At 63.4% G+C, this 8,148-nt stretch carries 7 protein-coding genes; 6 read left to right on the top strand and 1 reads right to left on the bottom strand.

Annotated features, from left to right (window positions below; all coding sequences use genetic code 11):
• Nucleotides 1-89 precede the first annotated feature (89 nt).
• The 4 genes from ACODSP_RS28010 to ACODSP_RS27995 all read left to right on the top strand — a co-directional run bounded on the left by ACODSP_RS28010 (nt 90) and on the right by ACODSP_RS27995 (nt 2,954).
• Nucleotides 90-1,292 (top strand): acetyl-CoA acetyltransferase, encoded by a 1,203-nt coding sequence (locus ACODSP_RS28010; RefSeq protein ID WP_488968792.1) that lies wholly within the window; start codon nt 90-92, stop codon nt 1,290-1,292.
• Between the two features lie 178 nt (nt 1,293-1,470).
• Nucleotides 1,471-2,331 carry an SDR family oxidoreductase gene (locus ACODSP_RS28005; RefSeq protein WP_488968791.1) on the top strand — a complete coding sequence of 287 codons (861 nt, stop codon included), beginning with the start codon at nt 1,471-1,473 and terminating at the stop codon, nt 2,329-2,331.
• 78 nt (nt 2,332-2,409) lie between these two features.
• Nucleotides 2,410-2,685 (top strand): hypothetical protein, encoded by a 276-nt coding sequence (locus ACODSP_RS28000; protein ID WP_488968790.1) that lies wholly within the window; start codon nt 2,410-2,412, stop codon nt 2,683-2,685.
• 2 nt (nt 2,686-2,687) lie between these two features.
• A complete protein-coding gene (locus ACODSP_RS27995) occupies nt 2,688-2,954 on the top strand; it encodes a type II toxin-antitoxin system RelE/ParE family toxin (protein ID WP_488968789.1) in 267 nt (88 codons plus the stop codon).
• 179 nt (nt 2,955-3,133) lie between these two features.
• Here ACODSP_RS27995 and ACODSP_RS27990 read toward each other — a convergent pair whose 3' ends face one another.
• The gene (locus ACODSP_RS27990; protein ID WP_488968788.1) at nt 3,134-5,572 is read right to left on the bottom strand and encodes a TonB-dependent receptor; all 2,439 of its coding nucleotides are present in this window, start codon (nt 5,570-5,572) and stop codon (nt 3,134-3,136) included.
• A 490-nt stretch (nt 5,573-6,062) separates the two neighbouring features.
• On the opposite strand from ACODSP_RS27990, the gene ACODSP_RS27985 reads away from it, so the two are divergent.
• A complete protein-coding gene (locus tag ACODSP_RS27985; RefSeq protein WP_488968787.1) occupies nt 6,063-6,734 on the top strand; it encodes a GntR family transcriptional regulator in 672 nt (223 codons plus the stop codon).
• A 95-nt stretch (nt 6,735-6,829) separates the two neighbouring features.
• On the top strand, nt 6,830-8,071 hold the full coding sequence (locus tag ACODSP_RS27980) for an NAD(P)/FAD-dependent oxidoreductase (RefSeq protein ID WP_488968786.1): 1,242 nt from the start codon (nt 6,830-6,832) through the stop codon (nt 8,069-8,071).
• Nucleotides 8,072-8,148 lie beyond the last annotated feature (77 nt).

Raw genomic sequence — 8,148 nt, 5'->3', positions numbered from 1 at the left:
TGGCAGGGAGAGGGAGGGGCCCGCGCCGGAAGGCGTGGGAGGGTGAGGGTTATGAGCGTCCCGGACGCGTATAAAGGAGGGGCCTGATCATGGCCAAAGGTATCCGCGACAAGGTGGCGATCATCGGCATGGGCTGTTCGCGGTTCGGCGAACGCTGGGATGCAGGTCCCGACGATCTGATGCTGGAGGCGTTCCAGGAGTGCATCAAGGATGCCGGCATCGACAAAGCCGACATCCAGGCCGGATGGATGGGCGTGTTCTTTGATGAACAGAGCGTGGGCAAATCGGCCCTGCCTTTGTCCATGGCGCTGCGCCTGCCCAACATCCCCGTGACACGGGTGGAAAATCTGTGCGCCACGGGCACGGAGGCGCTGCGCGGCGCCGTCTATGCGGTGGCGGCAGGCGCATGCGATATCGCCATCGCCATGGGCGTGGAAAAGCTGAAGGATACCGGTTTCGGCGGCCTGCCGGAACGCACCAAGGGCACGTTTGAAGACCTGTGGCTGCCGCAGAATACGGCCCCCGGCGGCTTTGCGCAGCTGGGCGCCGCCTATGCCGCGCGCACGCGCACGGACATGGCCGACCTGAAACGCGCCATGGCCCATATCTCGGTCAAAAGCCACGCCAACGGTGCGCTGAACCCCAAGGCGCATCTGCGCAATCCCATCACCGAGCAGCAGGTTCTGGATGCGCGCATGGTGGCCTATCCGCTGGGCCTGTTCGATTGTGCGGGCGTGTCGGACGGGGCGGCGTGCGCCATCGTCACCACGCCGGAGATTGCCCGCTCGCTGGGCAAGCATAATCCGGTGACCGTGAAGGCGCTGCAACTGGCGCCCAGCAACGGGGTGGAACTGGCGCACGGGTCCTGGGACGGGTCCTATACCCTGACCACCCGCATCGCGGCCCGGCGCGCCTATGAGGAGGCGGGGATCAAGGACCCGCGGGCAGAGCTGTCGCTGATCGAGGTGCATGATTGTTTCTCCGTCACCGAACTGGTGGTGATGGAGGATCTGGGCCTGTCGCCGGAAGGTGGGGCCGTGCGCGACGTGATGGACGGGTTCTTTGACCGCGACGGCAAGATCCCGTGTCAGATCGATGGCGGCCTGAAATGTTTCGGGCACCCGATCGGTGCCACCGGCCTGCGCATGGTCTATGAGATTTACTTGCAGCTTCAGGGCCGTGCGGGCGAACGGCAATTGCCCGACCCGCGCTTCGGCCTGACCCACAATCTGGGCGGCCTGCCCAACCGCAACATCACATCGGTCGCCATTATCGGGCGGCTGGATGGGTAACGGACAGCTAACCCTCACCCTCCCAAGCCTTCCGGCTTGGGCCCCTCCCTCTCCCGCGATGCGGGCGAGGGGATAAAATTTCGCCCCTCGCCCACGAAGGTGGGAGAGGGAGGGGCCCGTTGGTGCCAGCCAATGGGAGGGTGAGGGAGCAAGGGTCGCCTGCAACGGAGAAAAAGAGATGACCGAAGCCAGACAATGGGGTTTCAGCGACGAGCAACTGGCCGCCCTGCCCACCGTCTATCGCCCGGACCTGCTGGACGGCCAGGTGGTGGTGCTGTCGGGTGGGGGCAGTGGCATGGGCCGGGCCATGGCCTATCTGTTCACGCGCCTGGGTGCCAAGGTCATGATCTGTGGCCGGCGGGAGGAGAAGCTGGCGGAGACGCGTGACGGCATCCGCCGGCATCTGGGCCGCGACATCGCCATCATGCCCATGACCATCCGCGACCCCGATCAGGTGGATGCGCTGATGGACCGGACCATCGCGGAATTCGGGCGCATCGACCATGTGGTGAATAATGGCGGCGGACAGTTCCCGCAGGCGGCCATCGACTTTTCCAAGAAGGGCTGGAACGCCGTCATCGACACCAACCTGAACGGCACCTGGCACATGATGCAGGCCGCCGCAAAGCGCTGGCGCGACCGGGGAGAGGCGGGGTCCATCGTCAATATCGTGGCCTATGTCGAACGCGGCATGCCGCAGGCGGCCCATACCTGTGCCGCACGGGCCGGCGTGATCTATCTGTCCAAGACGGTGGCCACTGAATGGGCGCCGCTGAATATCCGCGTGAACTGCGTGGCGCCGGGCACGGTGGCGACGGAGGGTTTCAACGTCTATCCGCCAGAGGCCACCGCGCGCTTTGCCGATACCAACCCGATGCGCCGCATGGGCAATGCCTGGGACGTGGCGGAGGGTGTGATCTATCTGGTCGCCCCGTCGGGCAAGTTCATTACCGGCGAGATGCTGACCATCGATGGCGGCATGCAGATGTGGGGCACCGTCTGGCCCGGCGGCGTGCCGGAGCATTTCAACGTGGTGTGAGGTCAGCGGCGGGTGGGTTTGACAGGGCGGCGGCAATGTCCGACTATTGATCGTCATTGAGCCTGTGGACCTGAAACCATGCGTTCCGCCCCGACAAAGCCGACCCTTCCGGCGGGTGTCTATCGCGCCCGGGATGTTCCGGCAAAGCTGCGGCCCGGCATTTCGCCGGACGCGCTGGTGCGTGTGCATGTCGAGGAAGTCCTGACAGAGAACGGCTTCACGCCAGCCGAAGAACAGGAAATCCTGGCGGCTACCGGTGAAGCACAACGGGGCGAGAACCTTTCCCCTGGCTTCAAGGACGCGGATGCCGCCATCGCCTATCTGCGGCGTCAGCGGAGCAGCGCCGCCGGGTGAGCATGGAAATCCGCTTCCACCGGAAATTCATCAAACAGCTTGGCCGGCTGCAGCCGCATCAGCAGATAGCGGTGGAGAAGGCGATCAAGGCCCTTTGCAGCAACCCGCACGCCCCTGAACTGTATAATCATCCCCTGAAAGGTGTCCTTGCGGGACATCGGGCCATCAGCGCCGGTTTTGACCTGCGCATCGTCTTCATCGAAGACGGGGGCTATGTCACCGTGACGTTCATTCGGGTGGGTACGCACGCCCAGCTTTACGGTTCCTGATACACCCAAAGAAAAAGGGGGCCGGTTTGCACCGGCCCCCAGGTCGCCTCTCGGGAGTTCACGCTTCGAGGGGGAAACCTTAGATCGGGTTTACGTTGACTGGAATCTCCCCCCCATCGTCATCCCGGCTTTCGCCGGGATGACGATGAAAACGCTTTTCCAGTCGAAAGAAGTTCGCTCTAGAACTTCGCCCCCAGGGTCAGGCCGTAATAGCGGGGCGGGCCGTAGGTGGAGAAGGTCCAGAGCGAGCCGACCACGTTGGTGGCGGTGTTGTAGCGCTTGTCGGTCAGGTTGCGGCCCACCGCCTGCACCGTGTAACGGCCATCGGCGTCGTGCCAGGTGATGGCGGCGTTCAGCAGGGTCTTCTTGACCAGCTTGCTGTCGAATTCCGGGCTGACATCGGAATAGACATAGCCGTTTTCATCCTCGAACTGGATGGCGCCGTTGAACAAGATCTCGCCCTTGTCGGCCAGATCCATGGTGTAGGTGGCGTCCAGGGTCCATTGCCATTTCGGCGCGCGGTTCAGGGGGCGGTTGGAGAAGTCGATATCGATCTTGCCGTCGAAATTCGTATCGGCTTCGAACTTGTCATACTTGGCGTCCAGGTAGCCCAGAACACCACGGATTTCCAAGCCTTCGGTCGGCAGGATGCTGCCTTCCAGTTCCAGCCCCTTCACGGTCGCCTCACCGGCGTTGAAGAAGCGGGTCTCCTGCACCTGCTGACCAAAGGAATTGGTCAGGGTGGCGACCAGACCGCGCTGCATGTCCTTATAGTTCACATAGAAGCCGGTGGCGTTCAGGCGGGCGCGATTATCCAGGAAGTCGGCCTTGATGCCGGCTTCATAGCTGTCGGCCAGTTCCGGGTTGGTCGGGCGGGCGGCCAGGGCCGGGATGGCCACGCCGGTGGTGCCCGTCTGATCATTATAGGCGCCCGAACGGAAACCGCGCGAATAGGTGGCATAGGCCATCAGATCGTCGGTGACCTTGTAGGACGCGCTGGCCCGCCAGGTGGGTTCGGACCAGCTCTCACTGTCGCGCACCACGCCGGTCGGATACTTGTTGAAATCACCGGCATTGAGAAGCTTGCCCAGCTTGTTCCAGGTGAAATTCGGGTCGAAGGTGCCGGACAGGGCCTGCACGAACACCTGGTTGCGCCCGGCCCAGGCCTTCTTCTCCTTGGTCCAGCGGGCGCCACCGATCAGGGTCAGCTTGTCATTGACCTCCCAGGTGACGTCGCCATAGGCGGCATAGGCCTTCTGGCGTTCCTGATTGCACAGGACCTGCGGGTTATTGTTGAAGGTGCCAAACGGCAGCTGTGTGCCGAACAGGTCCAGGAAGCCCAGGATCTGCGCCACGCAGAAATTCACGTCGTTCTTCTGATAGAAGCCGCCGGCCACCATCTGCACCGGGCCGTCCCAGTTGGACGCCATGCGGAATTCCTGCTGGAAGGTCTTGCGCAGGTCGGTGCGGTTGGCATCGAACAGGGAGATGGGGCCGACCTCACCCGTATAGGTGCTGGGCAGCTGCGAATATTGCTTGCGCCAGCCGGTGACGGAGGTCAGCGTAACCTTGTCGGCTTCCCAGTTGATGGTGCTGTAATAGCCGTCGACATCCACCTGATGCCCGTCCGACATGTTCAGCAGGCTGTCATCGCGGTTGGTGATGCCGGCATGGTCCAGCGGGTCGCCGGCATCCTGGCTGAAGCCCAGATTATAGAAGGCCCAGCGGCTGTCCGAGGGCGTGGTGTTGACCACGGGCACGCTGTCGGAATTGTCGCGCACGCGTTCCACCTGGAACAAGGCCTCGACATTTTCCACCGGCTTCCACAGCACCTTGGCGCGGCCGTTGAAAATATCTTCGCCACCCAGCTTTGACCCATCGCCGCAACCCCGCGCATTGCTGCCGGGCACGGGGCCGTAGCAGGCGCCGTTCTTGTAATAGCCGTCGGATTTGTTATAGGCGGCGACCAGACGCACGCCCAGCTTGTCCTCCACCAGCGGCAGGTTCACCGATGCCTTGGCCGCGCGGGTGCCAAAGCTGCCTGCGGTGAACTGTACTTCGCCGGCCTGATCGGTCAGGGATGGCTTCTTCGTGTATACGGTGACGACACCGCCGGTGGTGTTCTTGCCGAACAGCGTACCTTGTGGTCCGCGCAGCACCTCCACCCGCTCCACGTCGAACGTGTCCAGAAGCTGGCTCTGCACGCTGGGCATCACGAAATCGTCCAGCATCACGCCCACGGGCGCCTCTGAATAGACGATGATGTCCACCTGCCCCACACCGCGCATGGCGAAGGAGGCGGCGTTGAAGCCGGTGACGCGCGCGGCGGAGAAGTTGGGCACATAGGCCGCGATATCGCCCAGATCCTTGGGCGGGGCCGCGTCGAACATGGCCGGGGTAAAGGCCGACACGGCCACCGGCGTTTCCTGCAGGTTGCTCTGCCGGCGGTTTGCCGTCACCACGATCTCTTCCAGACCGATGGCCTGCGCCGGGGCGGCCTGTGCCACCTCCGTGCCGGATGCGGGGGCCTGCTGCGCGATAGCGGCGGGCATGGTTGCAAGCATGGCGAACGCGCTGGCGCACAGGCCCAGCCCTGCCACACGGTATCTCCGTGACATCGACTTATCCTCCCTGATCGCCGCGCTTCGGCGGCTCTTTTCCTGTCATCCGCATTCACGGCGGATCATTCTGGGAATTCCGGCGGCATCGCCGGATACAAGGCCCCGCCACAGACGTTCAGGGCGGGCATTTTCTGAATACGGTTCGGACTGTATAATATTTTTTAACGGCGCGCAATGTATACGAAACAGGAAATTGTGCGTTGATGCAGGAAGTTTGGTTTTCCGATGGCATGGACAAGGAGTGAGCCGGAATTCCGCCTGTTCGGCATAGCTCCCGACCCGGACGGGCGAGCGTATCCGGTCGCGTTATCATCGGTAATGTATGCACAAGATGCCTTATCCGTATTCAGGATGCGCTGCGACGGCTTGACTTGTCGTCCACCATGACCGATACATGACAGGGATGGCGCCTTGTACGGGTTGCGATGGCGGCGGCATCGGCAGAGGCGGAAATGGCCAAGCGCGGGTGCCGCGCGGCGGAGGATTGATGAGCAAGCCCACACACGTAACGCATGCCGAACATGTGCGTGTGTCCCTGGAACAGGACATTTTCATGGGCCGCCTGCGTCCCGGTTCGCGCCTGGATGAGGAAGTCATTGCCACCCGGTTCGGCGTTTCCCGCACGCCCGTGCGAGAGGCGGTGCTGCAATTGGTGGAATCCGGCCTGGTGGAAAAGCGGCCGCGCCAGGGGGCGGTCGTGGCCAGCATGGATATCCGCCGCATGATCCATATGTTTGAGGTCATGTCGGAGCTGGAGGGTCTGTGCGCCAAGCTGTCGGCGCGCCGCATGTCGCCGGAAGAGAAGGCCAAGCTGGCCGAGGTGCATAAGCAGTCCGAAGACCATTATAATGCCGGTCGCCAGGACGAATATTACGCGGCCAGCCGCAAGTTCCATCAGCTGCTGGTCTGGGGCAGCCATAATGACGTGCTGGTGGAAATGACCGACAAGCTGGCCCTGCAGCTTGTTCCCTATCGCCGCTATCAGCTGAACTATCCGGGCCGGGCGGAAGAGAACCTGCGCGACCATGCCGCCATCATGGAGGCGGTGCAGCAGGGCGATCCGGAAATCGCCTATCGCCGTCTGCGTCAGCATACGACGATCCAGGGCGACATCTTCGCCGAATATATCTCCCTGACCGGGCAGCGCGCGGCGGAATAAGGGTCGCGCGCTTTCCCTATATCGCCTATTCCTGATCCCACGGCCCGTATGGTTGGGAACGGGACGGATGCGTCTTCTTGCAAAGGACCGTTGGCATGGGCCAGACCGACTACGATATCGTCATCGCCGGGGCCGGACAGGCGGCGGCGCAATGCGCCCAATCGCTGCGCCAGGGTGGCTTTGCCGGGTCCATCGCCCTGATCGGGGATGAAGGCGCCGCCCCCTATGAACGCCCGCCATTGTCCAAGGAATATCTGGCCGGCAAACGCGACGCGGCACGTCTGGCCCTGCGCAAGCCGGAATATTGGCAGGAAAAGCAGGTCAGTCTGCTGACCGGTCGGCGCGTAACGGCGGTGGACCGGGCGGCACAATCCCTGAGCCTGGAGGATGGCGCACGGATCGGATATGGCAAACTGGTCTGGGCCACAGGCGGGCGGCCTCGGCGACTGTCCTGTGCGGGGGCCGATCTGGCCGGCGTGCATGCCATCCGCACCATCGCCGATATCGATGCGCTGAAGGCCGATCTTGTGCCGGGTGCGCGCGTGGTGATCGTGGGCGGCGGCTATATCGGCCTGGAAACGGCGGCGGTGCTGCGCGCCCTGGGGCATGAGGTGACGGTACTGGAGGCGCAGGAACGGTTGCTGGCCCGCGTCACCTCCCCGCCTGTCTCCGCCTTCTATGCCGGGCTGCATCGCCGTCACGGGGTGGATGTCCGCATGTCGGCCCAGGTATCGGCCCTGCAGGGTGAAGGCCGGGTGACGGCGGTGGAACTGTCGGATGGCAGCCTGATCCAGGCGGATATCGTGATTGTCGGCATCGGCATCATCCCCAATGTCGAACCGCTGGCCCTGGCCGGCCTGCCCTGTCCCAACGGGGTGGTGGTGGATGCGCTGTGCCGGACGCCAGACCCGCATATCCTTGCCATCGGTGATTGCGCCCTGCATCCCAATGCCTTCGCAGGCCGGGCCATCCGCCTGGAATCGGTTCAGAACGCGGTCGATCAGGGCAAGGTGGCGGCGGATACGCTGTTGGGCCTGGAAAAGCCCTATGCCGCCCTGCCCTGGTTCTGGTCCGACCAATATGATGTGAAGATGCAGGCCGTGGGTCTGGCCATGGATTATGATCAGGTCCTGGTGCGCGGCGATGCCGCCGCCCCCGGCTTCTCCGTCCTGTACTTGCGCGGCGGGCGGTTGATCGCCATCGACTGCCTGAACAATGCCCGCGACTTCATCCAGGCCAAGGCCCTGATTACCGGCGGCAGGCCCATCGATCCCGCCCGCGCCGCCGACCCGGCGGTGGAACTGAAGGCAGTAATTGACGCTGAACAGGCGGCTTAGGGTGTGTTGAGATTCAGGGTATGGTCTTTCTAACCCATTGAAACTCATAGATTGCCTCCCCGGCGAAGGCCGGGGCC

Source organism: Niveispirillum sp. FG156, from assembly GCF_057809555.1.
This window is presented reverse-complemented; position numbering and strand designations above follow the sequence as displayed.

Excerpts from the sequence above, each read along its gene's own strand:
- ACODSP_RS28010 (WP_488968792.1), top strand. The coding sequence starts at position 90 with ATGGCCAAAGGTATCCGCGACAAGGTGGCGATCATCGGCATGGGCTGT.
- ACODSP_RS28005 (WP_488968791.1), top strand. The coding sequence starts at position 1,471 with ATGACCGAAGCCAGACAATGGGGTTTCAGCGACGAGCAACTGGCCGCC.
- ACODSP_RS28000 (WP_488968790.1), top strand. The coding sequence starts at position 2,410 with ATGCGTTCCGCCCCGACAAAGCCGACCCTTCCGGCGGGTGTCTATCGC.
- ACODSP_RS27995 (WP_488968789.1), top strand. The coding sequence starts at position 2,688 with ATGGAAATCCGCTTCCACCGGAAATTCATCAAACAGCTTGGCCGGCTG.
- ACODSP_RS27990 (WP_488968788.1), bottom strand. The coding sequence starts at position 5,572 with ATGTCACGGAGATACCGTGTGGCAGGGCTGGGCCTGTGCGCCAGCGCG.
- ACODSP_RS27985 (WP_488968787.1), top strand. The coding sequence starts at position 6,063 with ATGAGCAAGCCCACACACGTAACGCATGCCGAACATGTGCGTGTGTCC.
- ACODSP_RS27980 (WP_488968786.1), top strand. The coding sequence starts at position 6,830 with ATGGGCCAGACCGACTACGATATCGTCATCGCCGGGGCCGGACAGGCG.